Genomic DNA, 22,831 nt, shown 5'->3' with positions numbered 1-22,831 from the left:
GGTTCAACGGGCGGAGTCCGAGAGTTCTCGTGAAAGAGGTTTCTCATCATGGATCCTTCGAACACCCCGAGCGCGGGACCGGCCACCAGCGGGGGTAGCGACCTCGCCGGTGGCGGCCAGGAACGCGTGTGGCGGGCCGGTCGGCTCGATCCGATGCCCATCCGGAAGCTGCCCGACGCGCCACCGTCGGTGCACCTGATCGGCCCCACGGTGTTCCTGGTGGCACTCGGGGTCGGCATGGGCGAGTCCTACATGTGGCCCAGGCTGGTCCTGATCTTCGGACCGGAGATCCGCTGGCTGTTCCTGATCGGCGTCACCCTGCAGGCCGTGGTGATGCTGGAGATGGCCCGCTACGCCATGGCCACCGGCGAGAGCATCTTCGCCGGCGCGGCCCGCGTGTTCAAACCGATCATGTGGTTCTTCTTCGTGGTCGCGATCGCGGTCTACATCTGGCCGGGCCACCTCTCCGCGGGCATGTCGGCACTGGAGAACATCACCGGAATACCTTGGCAGCTCAGCGCAATCGTCGGCCTGATCCTGGTCGGCGTGATCTTCAGCCTGGCCAAGGTGATCTACAACCTGCTGGAGAACGTGCTCTCGGTGCTCATCGGGATCCTGGTGGTCAGTACCGCGGTGGTGGCGGCACTGGTCGGCACCTGGGGCGATCTGGCCAGCACGATCAGCGGCATGTTCACCTTCGGGTACTTCCCGAGCGAGATGTTCACCTCCACGTGGTTCCCGATCGTGGTGGGGTCCATCGCCTTCGCCGGGCCCTCCGGTATGCAGCAGATGTGGTACACGCTGCACCTGCGGGACTCCGGGGCCGGCATGGGCGCGCACATCCCGAAGATCAAGGGCCTGCGCAGCTCGGAGTCCGGCGCCGACGAACAGATGCCCGCCCGTGGCTTCATGTTCGACACCGAGGACCCGGAGGAGATGGCCAAGTGGAAGGGCTGGCGGCGCTGGGTCACCTTCGACGCGCTGCTGCTGTTCTGGGGCGTGACCATGTTGGTCACGGTCTCCTTCACCGTGCTGGCGCAGACCGCGGCCCGGCAGAACCCCAACGTCAAGGAGCTGATCGCGGCAGGCGACCGCGGCGCCGCGTTCAACGCGATGGCCGACGCCTTCTCCTCACTCGGCGGTCCCGCGCTGGGCACGGTGTTCTTCGGGTTCATCGCGCTGATCGGGCTGAACGCCACCCTGGGCCTGTTCGACTCCTTCTCCCGCGGCCAGGCCGACATGACCTACTTCTTCGTGCCCGGCGCCAAGAAGATCGGCATGTCCCGGCTCTACGCGGGCTTCCTGTGGGGCCTGATCCTCTTCGGCATCATCATCCTGCTGTGGGGCCCGGCCAAGGGCCCGGCGGCGATCCTGGACATCCTGGCGTTCCTGTCCGCCTTCGCCATGGGCGCCTACTGCATCGTGTTGCTGTTGGTGAACAACAAGATGCTGCCCAAACCGATCCGGCCGAAGTGGTGGACCAACGTCATCATCGGCTTCGGCGCGGTGTTCTACCTGAGCGGGTTGTTCTACTCCCTGTTCGCCTACGGCGTGGTATTGGACTGACATCATGAGTGAATCGCGGCAACCACCACGCATCAGCGCCTTCGCTCAGCTGGCCGCCCCCGGCGCGCTGGTGGGTGCGCTGGCCGGCTCGATCGCCGGCCTGCTGGCCCTGCTCGTCGGCCAGCCCCCTGGCTGGGCGCTGGTCACCGCACTCGGTCTCGGCCTGCCGCTGGCCCTGCTCGGCGGGCTCTACGGGCTGGGCGCGGCCACCGGCCGCATCCGGCTCGGCGTGTTCGCCCCGGCCGCGGTGTTCTGGCTCATCGGGTTCCCGCTGAGCAGGCTCATCCAGGAGGTCGCGCTGCCACTGGTGGTGGCCGGCGAGCTGCGGGTGCCCGCGGACCTGCTCGGGTTCCTCGCCTACCAAGGGATCGTGAGCGCCGGGTTCGCGATCGGCTTCATCTGGCTGCACGAACGCCTTGCACCGCAGATGTTCCGGCGGTTCGCCGCGACGAACCCGTTGGCCGCCCAGGCATTCACCCGCTACGCGACCCACGCGGAGACGGTGTGGGCAGCCAAGACCCGTGCCCGCGCCAACCGCGCGGCCGCCAGAGGAGCCTGATGACCTTCTCCATGTGGGTCTGGATCGCCACGGTGGGTGGCCTGGGCGCGATCCTCGCGTTCGACTTCTACCTGGCCGCCCGCAACCCGAGGGATCCCTCGTTCAGAGAATGTGTTGGCTGGACCGTCGCCTACGTCAGCCTGGCCGTCCTTTTTGGACTCGGGGTGCTGTGGCTGGCCGGTCCGCGCTACGGCGGGGAGTTCTTCGCCGGCTGGATCACCGAGTACTCGCTGTCGGTGGACAACCTGTTCGTGTTCATGCTGATCATGAGCCGGTTCGCGGTGCCCAAGCCGTACCGGCAGAAGGTCTTGCTGGTGGGCATCGTGATCGCGCTGCTGATGCGCGCGGTGTTCATCGCGGTGGGCGCGGAAGCGGTGTCCCGGTTCAACTGGCTGTTCTACGTCTTCGGCGCCTTCCTGATCTACACGGCGTGGAAGCTGCTCCGGCAGGACCCGAACGCGGAGGAGGAGTTCTCCGAGAACGTGGTGCTGCGCACGGTGAAACGGTTCGCTCCCACCACGGATGACTACGTGGGCGCGAAGATGGTGACCAGGATCGACGGGCGGCGGATGGTCACGCCGATGCTCATCGTGATGGTCGCGATCGGCACCACCGACCTGTTGTTCGCCCTGGACTCGATCCCGGCGATCTTCGGGCTGACCAAGGAGCCGTACCTGGTCTTCACCGCCAACGCGTTCGCGCTGATGGGGTTGCGCCAGCTGTTCTTCCTCATCGGCGGCCTGCTCGACCGGCTGGTCTACCTGTCCATCGGCCTGGCCGTGATCCTGGCGTTCATCGGCGTGAAGCTGGTGCTGGAGGCCATGCACACCTCCGGCGTGCCGTGGGCGCCAACGGTCTCGATCCAGCTGTCGCTGTCGTTCATTGTGGGGACACTGGCGGTGACGATCATTGCTAGTGTGATCAAATCCCGGCGGACCGAGCGGGCCGCTGCCGCGACCGCGGCACCGGAGCCCGTTCCGTCGGCTCAGGCCTCGTCCAGCTCAGCGGCGCTGGACGAGACCGGGACCGGATGACCTCCGTCCACTGGAGCTATCCCTGGATCCAGTGGACGGTAGTGCGGTTTCGGCGAGCAAGGGGTGGCCGGGGTCAGGAGGAGGCAACCTCCTGGCCCTGGTCCCGCCGCGTCGCGGTGGCACGTTGGCCTCGCAGGTAGTTCTCCACGTCCGCGGTCGGGTTCTTCTTGGCCTCGGCCATCGCCGTGGCCATGCCCAGACCCATCGGGCGGCTGCCGCGGTAGCCCGCGGGCTCCTGGGTCAGCGAGCGCAGCAGCTGCTTGAACTTGCGCATCATCGATACACCTCCTCACCTCAAGGGATACCCGAGGGCGTCGATGCCATTCGGGACTGTGTTGGGAAACTCTTCTCGCGGTCCGCCTGCTGGGATCGCGGCCGACGGAACCTAGACCTGGGGCTTCACGGCGGGCGAGGTGCGCGCCACGGTCCGCCTGCGGCGCCGCAGCGGCACCTCGGGGGCGGGGGTGGCGGCCTGCGTGCTCTGCCGGGCCTCCAGGTAGGACTGCCGGGTGCGGTCGGTGTGCTCGCGCATGATCTCCGCGGCCCGCTCGGCGTCGCCGGTGGAGATCGCGCTGATCAGCTTGCGGTGCTCCCGCCAGGACTGCTTGCCGCGCTGGCGGGCGACCGGGGTGTAGAACCAGCGGACCCTGCGGTCGACCTGGGCGGCCAGCTCCAGCAGCACCTTGTTCCCGGACAGCTCGGTGACCAGGCGGTGCAGGGCGGCGTTGGCCGCCACCGCGCCGTCCACGTCGTCGGCCAGCACCGCGGCCTCGCCCTGCTGGCAGATCTCCCGCAGGCGGGCCACCCCTTCCTTGTCCGTGTTCAGCGCGGCCAGCCGCGCCGACTCGGTCTCCAGCAGGGTGCGCACCGCGAGCAACTGGTCGGCTTCCTGCTCGGTCGGCACGTGCACGAACGCGCCGTAACCGGGTACCAGGTCCACCCAGCCCTCGTTGTTCAGCCACTGCAGCGCCTCACGGACCGGCTGGCGGGACACGCCGAGCATCTCGGCCAGCTCGCCTTCGACCAGGTGCTGGCCGGGGGCGAGGCTGCCGGTGATGATGAGGTCGAGCAGGGCTTCGAAGACCCGCTCCCGCAGGGGAACCGGCCGATCGATCCGGCGTGCGGCCGTGCCCTGCGCAAGCTCCGACATCGTGTGCTCCAGAGGTGAGGTGGGCGCTTTCGCCCGGTGTGCCGATCTTGATCTAATTGTGCCCGGTCGACTGCCTACAGCATACAGTGTTCCATATGCCCGAAATGCGTGAGGACTACCACAAGCATTGGATCACCCATACCGAGTACCTAATTGGGAAAGTAACCCACCGACTGCCCGCTGTAGGTGACCTTCTGCCACGGTCCAGATGTCCATAATGCCCCAAATGGCCGCGCATCTCAGCGGACACGCTGGGTTGTCCAGACTAATGGGATACGACCAGGTTGCCGCAGGCGCAGGCAGAGCAGTGCCGAACACAGTGCGAGCCCGCCCGCAAGGAGGAAAAGTACCGGGTACCCCGATGTGGGGACGGCCAGTGCGGCCAGGCCCACGCCGGCTATTCCGCCAAAGGCCTTCGCGCTGTAGACCACCGCGTGTATCTCGCCGTGCCGCCGGTCCCCGAAGTACTCCCGGACCAGGCTGGCCACCAGTGGGTAGCAGGCCCCGCCCGCGCCGGCCAGCACGGCCGCGGTCAGCAGCAGTGGCAGTGAGCGGTCGGTGGCACTGGCGGCCAGCGCGAGCTGTGACAGCGCGAGCACGGTGAGTGCGCCGGCCAGCGTGCGCGCCCGGCCGATCCGGTCGGAGACCCGCAGCACCACCGCCCTGGCCACCCCGTTGGCCGCCACCAGCAGCGCGGTGGCGGCGCCGATGACCGGCGCGGACAGCGCCATCCCGGTGGCGAAGGTGGCGAAGCCGGCCACGGTGAACAGGGTGACCGCGCTGGCGCAGAACAGGATCACCGCGAGCGCGGGCAGCGCGCCGTCGCGCACCGCCTCGCCGGGGGAGTACTCGCGCACCGCGGGCAGGTTGGCCGAGCCGGGGCCGCGGCGGCGGGAGAGCGCCCAGTCCCGCGGGTCCACGTGCGGCGGCCACCAGTTCGACGGCGGGTCGCGGAAGAACAGTCCGGCCGCGGCGATCACCAGGCCCAGCGCCAGGCCGGTGCCGTCGAGCACCGGGACCAGGTTGGCGGTGGTCACCGAGGGGAAGACGAAGAGCAGGAAGGGAACCGCGCCGCAGGCGAACGCGCCGGTGGCCAGGCTGACCCGCACCGCGGACCGGTCCGGGAACCACTTGGCCACGGTGGAGGCGCTGACCGCGTAGACCAGTCCCGCGCCCGCGCCGCCCAGCAGGGAGAAGCCCAGCAGCGCGCCCAGGTAGCTGGGCGCGTGCCCGAGCGCCACCGGGCCGGTCAGGCAGAGCGCCGCGCCCGCCAGCACCAGGGCCACCGGGCCGACCACTCCCCGTTCCCGCAGGTAGGCCACTGGCAAGCCGACGCCCGCCTGCGCCACGATCCACAGCGCGAGCAGCCAAAAGGTCTGCGTCGTGGACCAGCCGTGCAGGGCGGACAGGGCAGGCACCAGCGCGCCGAAGGAGTACTGGAGCACGCCCGCGGCGGCCATCGCGGCCAGCGGCAGGAGCAGCTGCCAGGTCCGGGAACGTCCGGTCAGTAGCTCGGCGGCAGGGCCGACGTGGTAGTCGCGGCCGAAGCAGTCGCGGAGCTCACTGGGTGGGGGAGTGGTCATCATGGCCTCCCTACTAGATACTGTATGCAGTATACACGAGGAGGCCGAGTTGGGGACCTGCTGAAATCCATGCGCGCAGGCACTGGTGCTGGGTCTCACATACTGTATACAGTAGGCGGCGTGGATCTGTACGAGTACCAGGCGAAGGATCTCTTCGCGCAGCACGGGGTCCCGGTGGGTCCGCCGCAGCGGGTCGTCGAGGATCCGGCCGACGCCCGCGCGGCAGCGGCCGAGTGGGGCGGCAGGGTCGTGGTCAAGGCGCAGGTGAAAACCGGCGGCCGTGGCAAGGCGGGCGGGGTCAAGCTCGCCGTCGACCCGGAGGACGCGGAAGTCAAGGCCGGAGCCATCTTGGGGCTGGACATCAAGGGGCACGTGGTGCGCCGGGTGCTGGTGACCCCCGCTTCGGAGATCGCCGAGGAGTACTACGTCTCCTTCTTGCTCGACCGGACCCATCGCACGTTCCTGGCGATGGCCTCGGTCGAAGGCGGGATGGACATCGAGGAGGTCGCGGCCACCAATCCGGCGGCCCTGGCCAAGGTGCCCGTGGACGCCATCGGCGGCGTCGACCTGGCCAAGGCCAGGGAGATCGTGACCGCCGCGCACTTCCCGGCCGAGGTGGCCGAGGACGTCGCCGCGGTGCTGGTGAAGCTGTGGCAGACCTTTGTCGCCGAGGACGCCACCCTGGTGGAGGTCAACCCGCTGGTCCGTGACCCCCAGGGCAGCATTCTCGCCCTCGACGGCAAGGTGACCCTGGACGAGAACGCCGGTTTCCGGCATCCGGGACACGGCGAGTTCGTGGACCGGGCCGCGGAGAACGAGCTGGAGCAGCGGGCCAAGGACAAGGGCCTCAACTACGTCAAGCTGGACGGCCAGGTCGGCGTCATCGGCAATGGCGCGGGCCTGGTCATGTCCACTTTGGACGTTGTCGCCTACGCCGGTGAGCGGCACGGCGGGGTGGAGCCGGCCAACTTCCTGGACATCGGCGGCGGCGCCTCGGCCGAGGTGATGGCCAACGGCCTGGAGATCATCCTGGGTGACGCCGACGTGCGCTCGGTGTTCGTCAACGTCTTCGGCGGCATCACCGCCTGCGACGCGGTGGCCAACGGCATCGTGGCCGCGCTGGAGATCCTGGGCGCGGAGGCCACCAAGCCACTGGTGGTGCGCCTGGACGGCAACAACGTCGAGGAGGGCCGCCGCATCCTGGCCGAGGCCGACCACCCGCTGGTGACCGTGGTGGAGACGATGGACGACGCGGCCGACCAGGCCGCCCAACTGGCAGCGGCGGGGGTGTGACTCGATGGCCATCTTCCTGACCGAGCACAGCAGGGTCATCGTGCAGGGCATGACCGGCGCCGAGGGCTCCAAGCACACCAGGCGAATGATTGCCGCTGGCACCAACGTGGTCGGCGGCGTGACGCCCGGGAAGGGTGGCCAGCGCGTCGACTTCGACGGGGTCAGCGTGCCGGTCTTCGGCTCGGTGGCCGAGGCTATGGCCGGGACCGGCGCGGACGTCACCGTGGTCTTCGTGCCGCCGCGCTTCGCCAAAGGCGCGGTGATCGAGGCCATCGACGCGGGCATCGGCCTGGCGGTGGTGATCACCGAGGGCGTGCCGGTGCACGACACCGCGGTGTTCTGGGCGCACGCCTGCGCCACCGGCAACAAGACCCGGATCATCGGCCCGAACTGTCCGGGGATCATCTCGCCCGGCAAGTCCAACGCGGGCATCATCCCGGCCGACATCTCCGGCCCTGGCAAGATCGGTCTGGTGTCGAAGTCGGGCACCCTGACCTACCAGATGATGTACGAGCTGCGGGACTTCGGTTTCTCCACCGCGGTCGGCATCGGCGGCGACCCGATCATCGGCACCACGCACATCGACGCGCTGCAGGCCTTCCAGGACGACCCGGAGACCGCGGCCATCGTGATGATCGGTGAGATCGGCGGCGACGCCGAGGAGCGCGCGGCGGCCTACATCGCCGAGCACATCACCAAGCCGGTGGTCGGCTACGTCGCGGGCTTCACCGCCCCCGAGGGCAAGACCATGGGCCACGCGGGCGCCATCGTCTCCGGCTCCTCCGGCACCGCCGCGGCCAAGCAGGAAGCGCTGGAAGCCGCGGGCGTCAAGGTCGGCAAGACCCCCAGCGAAGCGGCTCGCCTGATGCGGGAGTGCCTCAAACCCCTGACCGTGTAAGCAGAAGTCCGAAATCAGCGCAGGCCTTCTCGAACACGCCCCGGAGGAAGTCGTGGTGTTTCCCCGTCAACATGTTTGGCCGGTGCCTCGTCATCGAGACCACCTGGACGACCGTTCTGAAGGCACCGTGCCCGCTGGTCACAGGGCTCTGTGCGGTTCCCTTGGCCCTGTAGGGCAGGATAGTCGTTGTGCTGGCCCGTTTCCGCTATCGGCTCGAACCAACCGTGGTTCAGCGCTCGATGCTGGCACGTACCTTCGGATGTGTCCGAGTGGTGTTCAACGACGCACTTCGCTGCCGGGACAAGGCGTACCGGGCCGGGGAGACGCTGTCTTCAACCGAAGTGCAGCGCCGGACCATCACCGAGGCGAAGACCTGCGACGCTCGGGTGTGGCTGGCAGAGGTGGCGTCAGTGGCTTTGGTGCAGTCGGTTCGGGACGCGCACCGGGCGTACCAGAACTGGTTCGACTCGATTGCCAAGTGCCGAGTGGGGCGCAAGGTGGGGCATCCCAGGTTCAAGTCGCGCAAAGACAGCCGACAGTCGTTTCGGCTCACCCGCAACGGGTTCGTCCTGCGCCCGAACGGTCGACTGTATGTGGCGAAAGTCGGGGATGTGAAGGTCCGCTGGTCGCGGGAACTGCCCTCACCGCCATCGTCGGTCACGATCATCCGGGAACCGGATGGGCACTACTACGCGTCGTTCGTCGTGGACGTCCAACCGTCCCCCCTGCCACCGATCGACCGGGAGGCCGGGGTGGATGTGGGACTCGCCCGGCTGGCGACGATCGCCACCACGGATGGCCAGCGGCTGGACGTGGCGAATCCCAGGCATCTGGCCCGCAAGCTCCGGAAGCTGCGCAGATTGGAGCGGGAGAAGGTCCGTCGGGTCAAGGGCGGTGCGAACCGGGACAAGACCCGCCGGAAGGTCGCCCTGGCGCACAGCAAGGTCGTTCGTGCTCGGCGGGACTTTCACCACAAGCAGGCTCTGATGTTGGTCCGCGACAACCAAGCGGTCTACGTCGAGAACCTGAACGTGGCCGGCATGGTGAAGAACCGGCGGCTCGCAAGGGCCATCTCCGATGCCGGGTGGGCACAGTTCGTGCGCCTGCTGGAGGAGAAGGCCGAGAGGTACGGTCGCACCGTGCACAGGGTAAGCCGGTGGCTACCCAGTTCGAAAACGTGCTCGGTGTGCGGGCGGGTCAAGCGCGACATGCTGCTGAAGGACCGGTCGTGGAGGTGCCCGTGCTGCGGGGCCGCACACGACCGGGACCACAACGCGGCTCGGAACATACTCGCCGCCGGGCAGACGGAGAGACGAAACGCCTGTCGAGCCGGTGTCAGTCCTTCCTCCGGGGAGGCAGTCGGTGAAGAAGCAGGAAGCACCCCGATCACGGCCTAGCCAGACGGGAACCTCCGCGCAACAGGGCGGAGGGCATGTCAACAGTCCGATCCTGCGTTTCGACGTCAACCTCTCCATCCTGTTCACCGAGCTCCCGCTGCTCGAACGCTTCGCCGCGGCCAAGTCAGCCGGGTTCGACGCGGTGGAGCTGTGGTGGCCGCTGCCCGAAGCCGTTCCGCTGCAACGGGAACTGGACACGGTGCGGCACGCGATCGAGGACGCCGGAGTGCGCCTGGCCGGGCTGAACTTCGCCGCGGGCGACATGGCGGCGGGGGAGCGGGGCCTGCTGTCCCGGCCCGCCGACGTGCACCTGTTCCGGGAGAACGTGCACGTGGCCGTCGAGTTCGCCGGCCAGCTGGGCTGCAAAACGCTCAACGCCCTCTACGGCAACCGGGAACCCGGGCTGTGGCCGCAGGAGCAGGACGAGCTGGCCGTGGCCAACCTGACCTACGCCGCCCAGGCCGCCGACCGGATCGGCGCCACCGTGGTGGTGGAGGCGCTGAACTCGCACGAGAACCCCGTCTACCCCATCATCTCGCTCGCCTCCGCCTACCACGTGCTGGAGCTGGTGCGCGCGAACGGGCCGGGCAACGTGGCCTTCCTGGCCGACCTCTACCACCTGAGCCGGATGGGCGAGGACCTCGACACCCAGATCGACCGGCGGGCCGCGGAGTTCGGCCACGTGCAGATCGCCGACGCCCCCGGCCGCGGCCAGCCGGGCACCGGCGGCATCGACTACGAGAAGGTGCTCGCCCGCCTGCTGCTCGCGGGCTACCAGGGCCACATCGGCCTGGAGTACCGCCCCGTCGGCCCCAGCGCGGACAGCTTCGGCTGGCTGCCCAAGCTCAGGGCCGCGGTGGAGTCCACTGTGGAGGGATCGGCATGACGGCTGTCGGATTCATCGGCCTCGGCATCATGGGCGCGCCCATGGCCGTCAACCTGGTGCGCGCCGGGCACCGGGTGATCGGCCACGACGTCTTCGGCACCGGCCCGGCCCGGCTGGCCGAGGCCGGTGGCGAGACCGCGGGCAGCATCGCCGAGGTGCTGGGCCAGGCCGAGGTGGTGATCACCATGCTGCCGGACTCCCCGCAGGTGGAGCAGGTGGCCCTCGGTGACGGCGGGCTGTTCGAGCACGCCAAGCCCGGACTGCTGCACATCGACATGAGCTCCATCCGCCCGGAGACCTCCCGCAAACTCGCCGAGCTCGGCGCGGCGGCCGGGATCAGGGTGCTGGACGCCCCGGTCAGCGGCGGGGAGAAGGGCGCGGTGGACGGCTCGCTGTCCATCATGGTCGGCGGCACCGAGGAGGACTTCGCCGCCGCGCTGCCGCTGTTCGAGGTGCTCGGCGGCACCATCGTCCACGTTGGACAGTCCGGCGCGGGCCAGACGGTGAAGGCGGCCAACCAGCTGGTGGTCGGCGGCACCTACGCCCTCCTCGCCGAGGCGATCGTGCTGCTGGAGGCCGCCGGGGTGGACGCCGACCGCGGCCTGGACGTGCTGGCCGGTGGCCTGGCCGGGAGCAGGATCCTGGAGCTCAAACGCAAGTCCATGGTGGCCAGGGAGTTCGCGCCCGGCTTCCGGATCGACCTGCACCACAAGGACATGGGCATCGTGCTGGCCGAGGCCCGCTCGGCCGGGGTCGCCCTTCCCGTCACCGGAGTCACCGCGGCGCTGATCGCGGCGGCTCGTGGCCAGGGCTACGGCGCCCTGGACCACTCGGCCCTGCTGAAAGTGATCGAGAACCTCTCCGGACGAGGGAGCGACCCGCGATGAACAGCATTCCCTGCATGGAGGCCGTGGTCAGGGTGCTGGAGTCCGAAGGCGTGGACACCGTCTTCGGCATTCCCGGCGCCGCGATCCTGCCGCTCTACGCCGCACTCCAGCACAGCTCGATCCGCCACATCACCGTGCGCCACGAAGAAGGCGGCACGCACTCCGCGGACGGCTGGGCCAGGGTCACCGGCAACGTCGGGGTGTGCATCGGCACCTCCGGCCCGGCAGGCACCAACATGATCACCGGGTTGTACACCGCGCTGGCGGACTCGATCCCGATCATCTGCATCACCGGGCAGGCGGCCAAGGCCAAGCTGCACCAGGAGTCCTTCCAGGCCGTGGACATCGTGGAGATCGCCAAACCGGTCACCAAGTGGGCGGTGCAGCTCAAGGAACCGGCCCAGGCGGCCTGGGTGTTCCGCGAGGCGTTCCGGATCGCCCGGTCAGGGCGGCCCGGCCCGGTGCTGGTCGACCTGCCCATCGACGTGCAAAGAGGACTGTGCCGCTACGACCCGGCGCTGGACGCCCCGCTGCCGGTGGAGGTGCCGCAACCCAGGGCCGAGCCAGTGCGCGCGGCCATCGAGATGCTCCTGGCCGCCGAACGGCCGCTGATCCTGGCCGGCGGCGGGGTGATCGTGGCCGACGCTGCCGACGAGCTGCGCGGCCTCGCCGAGCACCTGGGCATCCCGGTGCAGGTCACCCTGATGGGCAAGGGCGCCTTCCCCGAGGACCACGAGCTGTTCGCGGGCATGGCCGGGTTGCAGACCCAGACCCGGTGGGGCAACGCGGCCTTCCTGGAAAGCGACTGCGTGCTCGCCGTCGGCGCCCGCTTCGGCGACCGGCACACCGGCGACCTGGAGACCTACACCAGGGGCCGCAAGTTCATCCACGTCGACATCGAGCCCACCCAGCTCGGCAAGGTCTTCGAGCCGGACCTGGGCATCGTCGGGCACGCCAGGCCCACCCTGGCCGCGCTCGCCTACCACGCCAAGGAGCTGACCAGGCCGCGCACCCCTGGCGAGTGGCCCAAGCGGATCGGCGAGCTGCGCGAGACGCTGCCCAGGCGGGACGACTTCGACGACGTGCCGATCAAACCGCCCAGGGTCTACCGGGAGCTCAACGAGTTCTACCCGCCGGACACCACCTTCGTCACCGCGATCGGCCTCTACCAGATCTGGTCCGGCCAGTTCCAGCGCACCTACCTGCCCCGCCGCTACCTGGTCTGCGGCCAGGCCGGGCCGCTGGGCTGGGAGATCCCGGCCGCGATCGGCGTCAAGTGCGCCTACCCGGAGCGCACCGTGGTCGCGGTCTGCGGCGACTACTCCTTCCAGTTCCTGATGGAGGAGGTCGCGGTCGCCGCCCAGTACGAGATCCCGTTCGTCATCGTCATGGTCAACAACGAGTACCTCGGGCTGATCCGGCAGGCCGAGATCCCCTACGAGATGAACTACGCGGTCGACCTGCACTACGGCAGCAGCGGCATCGACCACGTGAAGGTGATGGACGCCTTCGGCTGCGCCGCGGTCCGGGTGGAGGAACCCGGCAAGATCCGCGAGGCGCTGGCCTGGGCCACCGAGACCGCCGAACGCGAGCGCAAGCCGGTGCTGGTGGAGGTCATGGTCGAACGCGAGGCCAACGCGGCCATGGGGCAGTCCCTGGACGCGATCAAGGAGTTCGAGCCCGCACCCGAGCTGGCGCCGGCCGCGGACTGACCGCCTCGGGCGCGTGACCGGGGACCTCAGGCCCCCTTACCCCCTCAACCGGGCCGGGTAAGGGGGCCTGAGGGGTCTCGGGTAAGGCGTCCGACGCCCGGAAGGTAGGTGATCGTCGGACGCGGGCGGCCACCCCTCAGCAGGACAGTTCCCCTCACAACGACGAAAGTCCGAACGAGGAGAACACCATGATCACGTGGACTGACCAGGCACTGCGGGCCGAGATCGCCTACCGGGCCGAGCGCGCCGAGCACGCGATGGGGCACGGCGAGGGCAAGGACCGGGCTGCCCGCCGGTGGCTGGGCATCGCCCGCAAGGACGAGGAGACCCACCCCGAGCCCGACCCCGAGGAGCCCTCGGAACACTACCGCCACGCCGCCTGAAACCAGGTCAGGAATGTCGGCCGGGTATGCCACGATGCAGGACGTGGCACGGTTGGGTTCAGGAATTCCGCTCGTCGCGCGGGGCGCGCAGCTGCGCCAGCTCCGCGCGGCGTTGCGGCAGGCGGGGCGCGGCACGCCCGGCGCGGTGCTGGTGGCCGGGGACGCCGGGGTGGGCAAGTCCCGGCTGCTCACCGAGCTGAGCGAGCTGGCCGTGGCCGAGGACGCGCTGGTGCTCACCGGCCGCTGCCTGGACGTCGGCGAGGGCGGCCTGCCCTACCTGCCGTTCGTGGAGGCCCTCGGCCAGCTGCGCGAGGGCCACCTGGACGCGCTGCGCGCCCATCCCGCGCTGGCCAAGCTGCTGCCGGAGCTGCTGCCCGAGCACGTGGTGCCCTACGACCCGCGCGCGGGCGAGCAGGACATGAGCCAGCTGCAGATGTTCGACGCGGTGCACTCGCTGCTGGTCGAGCTGGCCGCCGGGCGCACCGTGCTGCTGGCCCTGGAGGACTTGCACTGGGCCGACGGCTCCACCCGGCACCTGCTCTCCTTCCTGCTCTCCCGGCTGCGCGTGGGCAGGCTGCTGGTGGTGGCCACCTACCGCAGCGACGACCTGCACCGCCGCCACCCGCTGCGCCCGCTGCTGGCCGAGCTGGTCCGGCTGCCCGCGGTGGAACGCCTTGAGCTGGCCCCCTTCACCGACACCGACGCGCGCACCTTCGTCCGGCGCCTGTCCGACGGCACCCTGGCCGAGGACAAGATCGCCCAGATCGCCGAGCGCTCCGAGGGCAACGCCTTCTTCGCCGAGGAGCTCATCGCCGCCTGCGCCGACCAGGACGATCGGGTGCCCATTGGCCTGGCCGACGTGCTGCTGGCCCGGATCGAACGGCTCGCCCCGGCCACCCAGCAGATCATCCGGGTCGCCTCGGTCTCCGGCCGCCGGGTCACCGACGCCCGGCTGCGCACGGTCAGCGGCCTGCCCGAGGCCGAGATCGAGGCCGCGCTGCGCGAGGCGGTCACCCACCACGTGCTGCTGTACAAGGACGACAACCACGCCTACGTCTTCCGGCACGCACTGCTCCGCGAGGCCGTCTACGCCGACCTGCTGCCCGGCGAGCGGGTCCGGCTGCACGCCGGGTACGCCCGGTTCCTGGCCGCCAAGGACGGCAGGCGCGGGGTGGCCGCCGAACTGGCCCACCACAGCCTGGAGAGCCACGCGCTGCCGCAGGCGCTGGCCGCCTCGGTGGTCGCCGCCCGCGAGGCCATGGAGGCCCGCGCCCCGGCCAAGGCGCTGCGGCACCTGGAACAGGCGATGAAGCTGTGGGGCGCGGTGCCCGACCCGGAGCAGGTCAGCGGCGGCGATGAGCTCAAGCTGGTGCACAAGGCGATGTACACCGCCAGCCTGGCCGGGGAGGACGACCGCGCGCTGGCCTACGGGCGCACCGCGGTGCACATGGCCGAGGAGCTGGGCGACCCGGTGCGCGCGGCCGAGGTGCGGCGCAAGTACGTGCAGACCCTGCTGGCCCTGGAAGGCAAGCGGGACAAGGCGCACCAGGTGATCGAACGCGCCTGGCAGCTGGTCGCCGACCAGCCCGCCAGCCCCACCCGCGCCTGGGTGCAGGCCATGCGGGCCAGGGTGGCGATGAGCGCGGACGAGCAGAGCTACGGCCCGGCCCGCGAGTACGCCGAGGGCGCGCTGGCCGACGCCAGGGCCAGCGACGCCGTCGGCGCGGAGACCGACGCGCTGGTCTCGCTGTCGGTGATCCTGGTCCGCGGCGGCGAGGTGACCGAGGCGGTGCGGCGGCTGCACGAGGCGGTGGAGCGGGCCCGCGCCGCCGACATCCCCAGCGTGGAGCTGCGCGCCTGGTTCAATCTGGCCGTCACCCACTACGAACAGGGCCTGCTCACCGAGGCGCTGGAAGCCGCGGCCAGCGGTGGCCGCCGGGCCGCGGACACCGGCCTCAACTGGAGCCCTTACGGCACCGAACTGCGAGTACTGCACATCCTGCTGCACTACGTGGCGGGCGACTGGGACGCCGCGCTGGCCACCGCCGACCTCGGGACTTGCTCGGTGCCGGACATCGCCAGCGCCCGGCTCACCGCGATCTCGCTGTTCCCGCTGGTCGGGCGGGGTGAGTCGGCCGCGGCGATGGAGCTGGTGCGGCGGCTGCGCCCGGAGTGGCACAAGGACTGGGACATCGCGGTGATCGCCGCGGCCTGCGCCGCCGACGCCGAGCTGTGGCAGGGCCGCCCGGACAAGGCCCTGGAGTGGATCGAGGAAGCCCTGTCGGTGGCCCAGCGCTACCGCGAGCTGGCGGTGATCCGGATCGGCACCCTCGGCCTGGCCGCGCACGCCGAGCTGGCGGCCAAAGCCAGGCAGCGCAAGGACATCGAAGCGCAGACCCGGCACCGGGAGGCGGCGGAGCGGCTGCTGGCCCAGATCCGCCGGGCGTCCACCGTGGCCGCCCCGCGCAGCGGCGAGCTGGGCCCGGAGGCCAGGGCCTGGCTGGCCCGCGCCGAGGCCGAGGCCGTCCGCGTGCACGGCGAGGACACCCCGGCGCACTGGAGCGCGGTGCTGGCGGCCTTCGGCTACGGCCACACCTACGAGCAGACCCTGGCCCGCTACCGCCTGGCCGCCGCCTGCCTGGCCGCAGGCGACAAACCCGCCGCCGAGACCGCGCTGTGCCAGGCCACCGAGGACGCCACCCGGCTCGGCGCGGCCCCGCTGCTGGACGCGCTGGCCAAGCTCGCCCGCCGGGCCCGACTCAACCTGACCGGACCGGCCCCGCAGCGCGACACCGTCGACCCGTTCACCCCGCGCGAACGCGCGGTGCTGGCCCTGGTCGCCCTCGGCCACACCAACCGGCAGGTCGGCGCGGAGCTCTACATCAGCGAGAAGACGGTGAGCGTGCACCTGAGCCGGGTGATGGCCAAACTGGGCGCGGCCAGCCGCACCGAGGCGGTCACCAAGGCCCACGAGAGAGCGTTGTTGTGACCGGGGTCAGCGCAGCGAACCGGCCGCGTGCAGCTCGTCGAAGATGATCTTGTCCACCGGCGCGACCCGCTCCCGGTCGGCGTAGCCCAGCCAGACCACCTCGGCGATCTCGCTGCTGGCCACCGGCGTGCCGGTGTACTCGGCCGAGTAGCAGGTCATCCGCACCAGCACGCCCTCGGCGTGCCCGTGCGCCTGCGCCTGGAAGGTGCCCACGTGCACCGCGGTCTCCGGCGCGACCGCCACGCCCAGCTCCTCGGCGATCTCCCGCACCAGGGTCTGCACGTCGGTCTCGCCGGGCTCGCGCTTGCCGCCGGGCAGGTAGTAGGCGTCCTTGCCGTGCGAGCGCGTGCTCAGCACCCGGCCGTCGGCCAGGTCGATCAACGCGATCTTGTCGATGATGCGCATGTTCCCCATTGTCGGCGACGGTCAAGCCCTACCATGTGCGCGTGACGCCGGAACTTCAGCGCAAGCTCGACCACGCCTTCGCCGCCTTCGACGAGGACCACGACGGCTACATCCAGCTCAGCGACCTGGAGGAGCGCAGCAGGCGCTTCTGCGTGCGGTTCAACGAAACCGACTCGCCCAAGGGCCACGCGGCCCTGGAGGGCATGCGGGCGCACTGGCAGGCGCTGGTCGAGCTGACCGACAGCGACAACGACGGCCGGATCAGCAGGGCCGAGTTCATCGAGGCCGTCGGCACCGCCCTGGCCGAACCGGACGCCGGTTTCGACCGGGTGTTCCGGCCCGCGCTGGCCGCCGGGTTCGCGCTGGCCGACACCAACGACGACGGGGCCATCGGGGTGGAGGAGTTCGTCGCCTTCATGTACCTGGCCGGTTTCTCGCTGGCCAAGGCGCCGAGGCTGTTCGCGCTGCTGGACACCAACGGCGACGGCAAGGTCAGCGTGGAGGAGTGGCTCACCGCCTTCAAGACCCACTACACCGAAGCCACCGCCGACCTCGACCTGCCGGTCAACGCGTTCTTCGGCAGCACGTGAGAGATCGGTCGCACACACACCGTCCACACGCGACGCTGACTACCATTGACCGGTGATTTTCGGGCCACCCAGCACCCTCCAGGGCCACGACGGCGAGGCTGTCCTGCACCAGGACGCCGTTGAGCTGCACTTTCCGCGACACCTGAGCACCAGGCAGGTCAAGAGCGCGCGCAGCCCCCGGCGGGTGCCGCTGTCCGCGATCACCGACGTGGAGTACGAGCCCGAGGGCCGCTACCCGTACCTGCGGCTGCGGCTGGCCGGTGAGCTGCCCGGGCACGAGCCGCCGCTGCCCGAGCTGGACGTGGACGCGCTGGTGCTCCAGCCCGCCCGCCGCGCCGAGAACGACGCCTTCGTGGCCGCGCTGCGCGCCGGCCTCTCCGCAGAGCCGGCCCCGGAGCCCCGGCTGCTGTCCCCGGACGCGCACGCGCCCGGCCTGCCCAGGGTCACCGGGCCGGTGGACCTGCGAGTGTCCACTTTGGACGGTGTGGTCAGCTTGGACGGGCAGCGGGTGGTCATCGAGTTCAACTCCACCATGCGCAAGCCGCGGCGCCGGGAGATCGCGGTGCGGGAGATCCAGGGCGTGGAGTTCGTGCCCGCCAAGCCGCACCGGTCCGGGCTGGTCCGGTTCCTGGTGCCGGGCGCGGAACTGCGGCCGGACCCCCGGCGCGATCCGCACACCGTCCGGTTCATGGCCGGCGCCGAGGAGGGCCGGATGGCCGACCTGGCCGCCGAGCTGGCCGCCCGGCTGGTGCCAGCCGCCGAATCCGTGCTGGTGGCCCAGAACTAGCGCCGGACTAGACCGCCAGCGGCGGGCACACCAGCATCGCCGCGTCCAGTTCCGCGTGCGCCTCGGGATGTTCGGCCCACCACTGGGCGAAGGTCGGGTTTCTGTCCACAATGGACCGATAGGCGTAGGCGGCGCTGGCGAAGACCTCGTGCGCCCGCCCGGCCAGCGCGCCGTCGGTGCGCACCCCGACCATGATCGGCACCTGTAGCGGGTCGCCGCGCAGCGGCCGCACCGCGATCCCGTTGCCACTGCGCGAAGCGGGCGCGGCCAGTGACACCGCGCCGTTCTCCACCAGCACCCGCGCCATGCCCGCTTCCCAGGTGTGGTGCCGGATCCGCGGCGTGAAACCCGCGGTGGCGCAGGCGGTGTGCAGCTGCATGCGCAGGCTGTTGGCCTCCGGCGGCGGCACCACCCAGTCGCAGTCGGCCAGCTCGTCGAGGGAGATCACCTCGCGGATGGCCAGCGGGTGGTCCTCGGCGACCGCGACGAACTGCGGCTCCAGCACCAGGGTGCGGATCTCCACCCCGCTGAGCTTGCGCCGCTCCAGCCCGTCGAAGCGCTCGAACACGGCCAGGTGCAGCCGCGCGGAGTTGAGCATCTCCACCAGGGTGTGGCCGACCGGCTCGATCTCGGTGCGCACCTCCGAGCAGGGCAGCCGGTTGCTCAGCTCGGCGACCAGCCGCGCCAGGAACAGCATCGGCATGCACCCGGCCAGCAGCGGCTGCGGGGTGAAGGTGCGCGCTCGGTCCTGCGCCGAGGCGAGCAGGTGGTCCAGGTCGTCGAGCACCAGGCGCGCGGTGTTGACCACGTAGCGGCCCAGTTCGGTGGGGGTGCTGCCGGTGGGGCTGCGGTCGAACAGCCGACCACCCACCAGGCGCTCGACCCGTTGCAGCTGCGCGGTGAGCGCGGGCTGGGTGAGGCCGAGCCGGACGGCGGCTTTGCTCATGCTGCCGGTCTCGACGATGGCGCAGACCGCACGGAGATGCCGTAACTCCAGGTCAGCCATCAGCCGAAGTTATCGCCAATTCCGATGACCGGGCACCCGACGTTCGGACGATATTTCAGTGCATCCGCCGGACTCCCTGCCCTGCTATTCCGGCGGCCCTGTGGAAAGGACGACTCATGTGGTCAAGCTGGAGGGGATGGGGCGCGTCACTGGTCGCCGCCCTGGCCCTGACGGCGGGGTTCACCTCGTCGGTAAATGCTGCGACAACCAACAATGACGATGTCGGTCCGCTGATCGTCGGTGGCCGCCCGGCCAGTCAGACGTATTCGTTCATGGCCTCCCTGCAAGGCGGCCAAGGACATTTCTGCGGCGGTTCGCTGATCACCCCGACCTGGGTGGTCACCGCGAAACACTGCGTCCAGGGCCAGAGCCCGGGCAGCTTCCGCGTCCGGGTCGGCACCACCACCTGGAACGCCGGCGGCGAGCTCGCCCAGACCGCGCAGATCGTGCCGGGCCAAGGCGACATCGCCCTGGTGCGCCTGAGTGCCCCGGTCAGCCAGACCCCGATCCCGATCGCCGCCGACGCCGGCCCCGCGGGCACCGGCACGCGGCTGATCGGCTGGGGCCAGACCTGCCCCACCCGGGGCTGCGGCGGCGCCCCGGTCCAGCTCCAGGAGATCGACGTCCAGGTGCAGGCCAGCGGCTGCACCGACAACTTCAACCCGCAGACCGAGCTCTGCCTCGGCGGCCAGCCCAGCGCCGGCGCCTGCTACGGCGACTCCGGCGGCCCCTCGGTCCGCCAGGCCAACGGCCGCTGGGAGCTCACCGGCGCGACCAGTCGCGCCGGCCGCGGCCAGCCCACCTGCGGCCAGGCCCCGGCGATCTACATGAACGTGCCCGCGCACAAGCAGTGGATCGACCAGGTGACCGGCGGCGACCCCGGCCCCGGCTGCGGCAGCACCGCGGCCTGGTCCGCCGAGGAGCTGTACCCACCGGGAACGGAGGTCGCGCACAACGGGCGCAAGTGGCGCTCGGCCTGGTGGAACAGGGCCCAGGAACCGGGCGCGGGCCCGTGGTACTGGCAGGACATCGGCGCCTGTACCGCGTGACCCCGGGGGCGGCGCACGGGTTCGCCCGTGCGCCGCTGCCCTCAGAACAGCCCGGACTCGTGCAGTGTCAGCAACACCGCCAGCACACCGGTGCTCCCGGTCAGCAGCCCGAAGCACAGTGCGAGGACGCGGTAGCCGTCCCGGCGGTGCCGCTCGTCCGTGCGGTAGAGCGCGACGTAGGCCGCGCAGCAGACGATGACGACCAGGACGCAGGTGAACGCGCCCAGTAACCAGCTCCACATGGGGGTGGGGTCCCTTCGATCTCGATCCGGATGAGCGGGATGTCCGGACCCGGGAGCGCTCTGGATGGTTGCCGCCATCGGGGAGCGAACGCCCGTGGGACCGGTGGGCCTATGGTGTCGGAACTCCGCCGTCAGCGGAAGGGTGCTCCGGGGCCAGGGCGAGCTGCCGGAGTGCCGCGAGATCCTTGACCTCGAGCGAGCGGTATCTGACGGAGACGAGCCCTTTGCGGCTCAAGCTCTTCAGGGCACGTTCGATCGCGGTCCTGGACACGAAGGTCAGGGAGGCGAGCTCTCGCTGGGTCAGACTGCCCGGCAACCGGACAGCGTCCGCGACCTGCTCACCCACCCGCTCGGCCAGCGCGGACACCGCACCGGCCACCGCCTGTTCCACCGGGTTCGCGCGCAGCTCCTGCAGCCGGAACGCCTGCCAGCGCAACTGGGTCATCAGCTCGTGGTGCACCGCGTCGGCCACCTCCGGCTCGCGGGCCGCCAGCCGGAACGAGGTGCCCGGGATGGACAGCGTCAGGCACTCGGCGGCCGCGCGCACGGTGTAGAGCGAGGTGCCCTCCAAGCCGATGAACCGGCCGGAGACCAGGACGTCGTGCAACTGCTCGGCGCCGTTGACCGAGCTCAGGAACTGCTTGGCGACCCCCGACTCCAGCAGGTGCACGACCTCGCTGGTCTCACCCTGCCGGACCAGCACGCTGTCCGCCGGGAACACCCGTCGGACCGCGACCCTGGCGAGCCGCTCATAGGTCGACCGGGCCATCCGCGGCCAGGTGAGCTCGGTCGGGTGGATCGGCCGCGTGGGGTGGCCGGTGTGCCCGCCGGCCTGCGCCGGCCGCTCGTGCAGGGCGATCCAGGCCTCGCGCCACGGGCCGGTGTCGGTGACCTCGAGGGCGGTGAGGATTTCGTGCAGGGACTCCCAGCGGGGGGTGCGGTTGGTCCGGTCGCACTGGAAGACTCGGTGCACGGTGTCGTGGCTGACACCGGTGCGGGCGGCGATGGCCCTGGTGCTCGGCATGCCCGCGCCCAGCCGGAGCCGCCGCAGCCGGTCGGCGAACTCGGCGAGGGAGCCCGGCTCATCGCGCACGCTGTCAGACTATGTCAGACGGCAGTTGCCACCAAGCGGCTTTGCGCGTGGGCGGCCGAACCCCGAACCTGTCAGGTGCCTGGTCTGATCTCTTGATCCGGATGAGCACCGGGAATCGGGGTCCTCCGTTGCCGCGGAGGGCCCTTTCCGCATTCCGGGAGACGGCCGGTCAGAGCCCCTTGGTCAGCATGCCGGTGATCGTCCGTGCCGCCGACTCCGGGTCGCGGCCCAGGTCAGCCGGCAGTGCCCCGGACAGCCACAGCGTGGCGAAGCCGTGCACCAGGGACCAGGCCGCGATCTCGCCCAGTTCCACGCCCTCGGGGCGGACCGAGCGCACGCCGCTGACCAGGACCTCGTTGGCCCGTTCGCGGGCGGTGGTCAGCGCGGGGTCGTCGGTGCGGTACAGCTCGGGGCGGAACATCACCTCGAAGTGGGCGCGGTGGCCGATCGCGAAGCGCACGTAGGCCACGCCGACCTCGGCGAAGCTGCCCGTGCGCTCGGCCGCCTCTGCCAGGGTCTCGGCCAGCTTGTCGAAACCCTCGGTGGCCAGGGCGGTGAGCACGCCTGCCTTGTCGCCGAAGTGGTGGACCGGCGCGGCGTGGGAGACGCCTGCGCGGCGGGCCAACTCGCGCAGGCTGAAACCGGCGGGGCCCGCGTCGGTGATCGCGGTGACGGCCGCGTCCAGCAGCGTTCGGCGCAGGTCGCCGTGGTGGTAGGAGCCCTTGGTGCTCATGGGGAGCAAGCCTAGCCGGAATCTTGTCGTTGACAAGATGGCTGGTGGCAGGGCATCTTGTCGGTGACAAGTTGTCAGTGACAAGATTGGTCTGGGGAAGGGTGGGGCGATGGCTCCGTTGGTGATCTTGGTGGTGGTGACGGCCGGGTTGTGGGTGGCCGGGCGGGCCGGGGTGCGGGCGCTGCGGCCGTGGACGGTGCCGTTGCGGGGCGGGCTGGCGGCGATGTTCACCGCGACCGGGCTGGCGCACTTCATCGGACTACGGCAGGAGCTGATCGCGATGGTGCCGCCCGCGCTGCCCGCGCCGGAGCTGCTGGTCACGGTCACCGGGGTGCTGGAGCTGATCGGGGTGGCCGGGCTGCTGTGGACGCCGACCGCGCGCTGGACCGCGGGCGCGCTGACCGTGCTGCTGGTGGTGATGTTCCCGGCCAACGTCTACGCCGCGCTCAACGGTCTCTCGCCCGGCGTGGTGGACGAGCTGTGGCCGCGGACCGCGATCCAGGTCGTGTTCCTGGCTGCCACCATCGGGGTGTTCCTGGGCGCTCGGGGAACTTTTTCGCCGGTGCGGCGATGAGTTCCGTGCGCTCGG

Annotated in this window: 23 protein-coding genes; 15 read left to right on the top strand and 8 right to left on the bottom strand. The window is 70.6% G+C overall.

Annotation, left to right across the window (positions count from 1 at the left end; translation table 11 throughout):
• Nucleotides 1-48: 48 nt before the first annotated feature.
• From M8C13_RS22555 to M8C13_RS22545, 3 genes are read left to right on the top strand one after another with little or no spacing between them, the layout of a single operon-like run.
• Nucleotides 49-1,566, top strand: coding sequence for an Nramp family divalent metal transporter (locus M8C13_RS22555; protein ID WP_252482652.1), 1,518 nt, complete (start codon nt 49-51; stop codon nt 1,564-1,566).
• Between the two features lie 4 nt (nt 1,567-1,570).
• The gene (locus M8C13_RS22550; RefSeq protein ID WP_252482651.1) at nt 1,571-2,125 is read left to right on the top strand and encodes a hypothetical protein; all 555 of its coding nucleotides are present in this window, start codon (nt 1,571-1,573) and stop codon (nt 2,123-2,125) included.
• Nucleotides 2,125-3,159 (top strand): TerC family protein, encoded by a 1,035-nt coding sequence (locus tag M8C13_RS22545; protein ID WP_252482650.1) that lies wholly within the window; start codon nt 2,125-2,127, stop codon nt 3,157-3,159. Before M8C13_RS22550 ends, M8C13_RS22545 begins: the two co-directional genes overlap by 1 nt.
• A gap of 73 nt (nt 3,160-3,232) precedes the next feature.
• Here the strand turns inward: M8C13_RS22545 and M8C13_RS22540 are convergent, their stop codons facing one another.
• The 3 genes from M8C13_RS22540 to M8C13_RS22530 form a co-directional block, all read right to left on the bottom strand.
• Entirely contained in the window at nt 3,233-3,436 is a 204-nt protein-coding gene (locus tag M8C13_RS22540) for a hypothetical protein (RefSeq protein ID WP_252482649.1), read from the bottom strand.
• Nucleotides 3,437-3,544: 108 nt separating this feature from the next.
• Nucleotides 3,545-4,309 carry a GntR family transcriptional regulator gene (locus M8C13_RS22535; protein ID WP_252482648.1) on the bottom strand — a complete coding sequence of 255 codons (765 nt, stop codon included), beginning with the start codon at nt 4,307-4,309 and terminating at the stop codon, nt 3,545-3,547.
• Between the two features lie 239 nt (nt 4,310-4,548).
• The gene (locus M8C13_RS22530) at nt 4,549-5,892 is read right to left on the bottom strand and encodes an MFS transporter (protein ID WP_252482647.1); all 1,344 of its coding nucleotides are present in this window, start codon (nt 5,890-5,892) and stop codon (nt 4,549-4,551) included.
• Nucleotides 5,893-6,012: 120 nt separating this feature from the next.
• Here M8C13_RS22530 and sucC point away from each other — a divergent pair, with 120 nt between their 5' ends.
• From sucC to M8C13_RS22490, 8 genes are all read left to right on the top strand, one after another.
• On the top strand, nt 6,013-7,185 hold the full coding sequence (sucC, locus tag M8C13_RS22525) for an ADP-forming succinate--CoA ligase subunit beta (protein WP_252482646.1): 1,173 nt from the start codon (nt 6,013-6,015) through the stop codon (nt 7,183-7,185).
• Nucleotides 7,186-7,189: 4 nt separating this feature from the next.
• The gene (gene sucD / locus M8C13_RS22520; RefSeq protein WP_252482645.1) at nt 7,190-8,083 is read left to right on the top strand and encodes a succinate--CoA ligase subunit alpha; all 894 of its coding nucleotides are present in this window, start codon (nt 7,190-7,192) and stop codon (nt 8,081-8,083) included.
• Between the two features lie 188 nt (nt 8,084-8,271).
• Nucleotides 8,272-9,480, top strand: coding sequence for a transposase (locus tag M8C13_RS22515; RefSeq protein ID WP_252482644.1), 1,209 nt, complete (start codon nt 8,272-8,274; stop codon nt 9,478-9,480).
• Nucleotides 9,446-10,366, top strand: a complete 921-nt coding sequence (locus tag M8C13_RS22510; protein WP_252482643.1) for a hydroxypyruvate isomerase family protein — start codon at nt 9,446-9,448, stop codon at nt 10,364-10,366. The genes M8C13_RS22515 and M8C13_RS22510 overlap by 35 nt, the downstream gene beginning before the upstream one ends.
• On the top strand, nt 10,363-11,253 hold the full coding sequence (locus tag M8C13_RS22505) for a 2-hydroxy-3-oxopropionate reductase (RefSeq protein WP_252482642.1): 891 nt from the start codon (nt 10,363-10,365) through the stop codon (nt 11,251-11,253). The genes M8C13_RS22510 and M8C13_RS22505 overlap by 4 nt, the downstream gene beginning before the upstream one ends.
• Nucleotides 11,250-12,965, top strand: coding sequence for a glyoxylate carboligase (gene gcl, locus M8C13_RS22500; protein ID WP_252482641.1), 1,716 nt, complete (start codon nt 11,250-11,252; stop codon nt 12,963-12,965). Before M8C13_RS22505 ends, gcl begins: the two co-directional genes overlap by 4 nt.
• Before the next feature lie 188 nt (nt 12,966-13,153).
• Nucleotides 13,154-13,348 (top strand): hypothetical protein, encoded by a 195-nt coding sequence (locus M8C13_RS22495; RefSeq protein ID WP_252482640.1) that lies wholly within the window; start codon nt 13,154-13,156, stop codon nt 13,346-13,348.
• A 34-nt stretch (nt 13,349-13,382) separates the two neighbouring features.
• Entirely contained in the window at nt 13,383-16,337 is a 2,955-nt protein-coding gene (locus M8C13_RS22490) for a helix-turn-helix transcriptional regulator (RefSeq protein WP_252482639.1), read from the top strand.
• A 6-nt stretch (nt 16,338-16,343) separates the two neighbouring features.
• Here M8C13_RS22490 and M8C13_RS22485 read toward each other — a convergent pair whose 3' ends face one another.
• A complete protein-coding gene (locus M8C13_RS22485) occupies nt 16,344-16,736 on the bottom strand; it encodes an NUDIX domain-containing protein (protein ID WP_252482696.1) in 393 nt (130 codons plus the stop codon).
• 47 nt (nt 16,737-16,783) lie between these two features.
• On the opposite strand from M8C13_RS22485, the gene M8C13_RS22480 reads away from it, so the two are divergent.
• Together M8C13_RS22480 and M8C13_RS22475 are read left to right on the top strand one after the other, a co-directional pair.
• Nucleotides 16,784-17,332 (top strand): EF-hand domain-containing protein, encoded by a 549-nt coding sequence (locus M8C13_RS22480; protein WP_252482638.1) that lies wholly within the window; start codon nt 16,784-16,786, stop codon nt 17,330-17,332.
• A gap of 52 nt (nt 17,333-17,384) precedes the next feature.
• A complete protein-coding gene (locus M8C13_RS22475) occupies nt 17,385-18,119 on the top strand; it encodes a DUF4429 domain-containing protein (protein WP_252482637.1) in 735 nt (244 codons plus the stop codon).
• 7 nt (nt 18,120-18,126) lie between these two features.
• Here M8C13_RS22475 and M8C13_RS22470 read toward each other — a convergent pair whose 3' ends face one another.
• Nucleotides 18,127-19,125: a LysR family transcriptional regulator gene (locus M8C13_RS22470; RefSeq protein ID WP_252482636.1), complete on the bottom strand. Its 999-nt coding sequence runs from the start codon at nt 19,123-19,125 to the stop codon at nt 18,127-18,129.
• A gap of 116 nt (nt 19,126-19,241) precedes the next feature.
• Between M8C13_RS22470 and M8C13_RS22465 the strand changes: the two genes are divergently transcribed.
• Entirely contained in the window at nt 19,242-20,174 is a 933-nt protein-coding gene (locus tag M8C13_RS22465; RefSeq protein WP_256509480.1) for a trypsin-like serine protease, read from the top strand.
• A 41-nt stretch (nt 20,175-20,215) separates the two neighbouring features.
• Here M8C13_RS22465 and M8C13_RS22460 read toward each other — a convergent pair whose 3' ends face one another.
• From M8C13_RS22460 to M8C13_RS22450, 3 genes are all read right to left on the bottom strand, one after another.
• Nucleotides 20,216-20,416 carry a hypothetical protein gene (locus M8C13_RS22460; RefSeq protein WP_252482634.1) on the bottom strand — a complete coding sequence of 67 codons (201 nt, stop codon included), beginning with the start codon at nt 20,414-20,416 and terminating at the stop codon, nt 20,216-20,218.
• A gap of 109 nt (nt 20,417-20,525) precedes the next feature.
• A complete protein-coding gene (locus tag M8C13_RS45500) occupies nt 20,526-21,509 on the bottom strand; it encodes a helix-turn-helix domain-containing protein (RefSeq protein ID WP_252482633.1) in 984 nt (327 codons plus the stop codon).
• A gap of 169 nt (nt 21,510-21,678) precedes the next feature.
• Nucleotides 21,679-22,242: a TetR/AcrR family transcriptional regulator gene (locus tag M8C13_RS22450; protein WP_252482632.1), complete on the bottom strand. Its 564-nt coding sequence runs from the start codon at nt 22,240-22,242 to the stop codon at nt 21,679-21,681.
• Nucleotides 22,243-22,351: 109 nt separating this feature from the next.
• Between M8C13_RS22450 and M8C13_RS22445 the strand changes: the two genes are divergently transcribed.
• Nucleotides 22,352-22,816, top strand: coding sequence for a hypothetical protein (locus M8C13_RS22445; protein WP_252482631.1), 465 nt, complete (start codon nt 22,352-22,354; stop codon nt 22,814-22,816).
• Nucleotides 22,817-22,831 lie beyond the last annotated feature (15 nt).

It is taken from the genome of Crossiella sp. SN42 (assembly GCF_023897065.1).
In the GTDB taxonomy this organism is placed as follows: domain Bacteria; phylum Actinomycetota; class Actinomycetes; order Mycobacteriales; family Pseudonocardiaceae; genus Crossiella.
The sequence above is the reverse complement of the archived record's forward strand: the minus strand, read 5'-3'. Positions and strand labels throughout refer to the sequence as shown.

Bases quoted from the DNA above. Each gene is read 5' to 3' on its own strand.
- sucD (WP_252482645.1), top strand. From the start codon at position 7,190: ATGGCCATCTTCCTGACCGAGCACAGCAGGGTCATCGTGCAGGGCATG.
- gcl (WP_252482641.1), top strand. From the start codon at position 11,250: ATGAACAGCATTCCCTGCATGGAGGCCGTGGTCAGGGTGCTGGAGTCC.
- M8C13_RS22540 (WP_252482649.1), bottom strand. From the start codon at position 3,436: ATGATGCGCAAGTTCAAGCAGCTGCTGCGCTCGCTGACCCAGGAGCCC.
- M8C13_RS22450 (WP_252482632.1), bottom strand. From the start codon at position 22,242: ATGAGCACCAAGGGCTCCTACCACCACGGCGACCTGCGCCGAACGCTG.
- M8C13_RS22545 (WP_252482650.1), top strand. From the start codon at position 2,125: ATGACCTTCTCCATGTGGGTCTGGATCGCCACGGTGGGTGGCCTGGGC.
- M8C13_RS22555 (WP_252482652.1), top strand. From the start codon at position 49: ATGGATCCTTCGAACACCCCGAGCGCGGGACCGGCCACCAGCGGGGGT.
- M8C13_RS22535 (WP_252482648.1), bottom strand. From the start codon at position 4,309: ATGTCGGAGCTTGCGCAGGGCACGGCCGCACGCCGGATCGATCGGCCG.
- M8C13_RS22550 (WP_252482651.1), top strand. From the start codon at position 1,571: ATGAGTGAATCGCGGCAACCACCACGCATCAGCGCCTTCGCTCAGCTG.
- M8C13_RS22530 (WP_252482647.1), bottom strand. From the start codon at position 5,892: ATGACCACTCCCCCACCCAGTGAGCTCCGCGACTGCTTCGGCCGCGAC.
- M8C13_RS22445 (WP_252482631.1), top strand. From the start codon at position 22,352: ATGGCTCCGTTGGTGATCTTGGTGGTGGTGACGGCCGGGTTGTGGGTG.
- M8C13_RS22490 (WP_252482639.1), top strand. From the start codon at position 13,383: ATGCAGGACGTGGCACGGTTGGGTTCAGGAATTCCGCTCGTCGCGCGG.
- M8C13_RS22495 (WP_252482640.1), top strand. From the start codon at position 13,154: ATGATCACGTGGACTGACCAGGCACTGCGGGCCGAGATCGCCTACCGG.
- M8C13_RS22505 (WP_252482642.1), top strand. From the start codon at position 10,363: ATGACGGCTGTCGGATTCATCGGCCTCGGCATCATGGGCGCGCCCATG.
- M8C13_RS22465 (WP_256509480.1), top strand. From the start codon at position 19,242: ATGTGGTCAAGCTGGAGGGGATGGGGCGCGTCACTGGTCGCCGCCCTG.
- M8C13_RS22460 (WP_252482634.1), bottom strand. From the start codon at position 20,416: ATGTGGAGCTGGTTACTGGGCGCGTTCACCTGCGTCCTGGTCGTCATC.
- M8C13_RS22470 (WP_252482636.1), bottom strand. From the start codon at position 19,125: ATGGCTGACCTGGAGTTACGGCATCTCCGTGCGGTCTGCGCCATCGTC.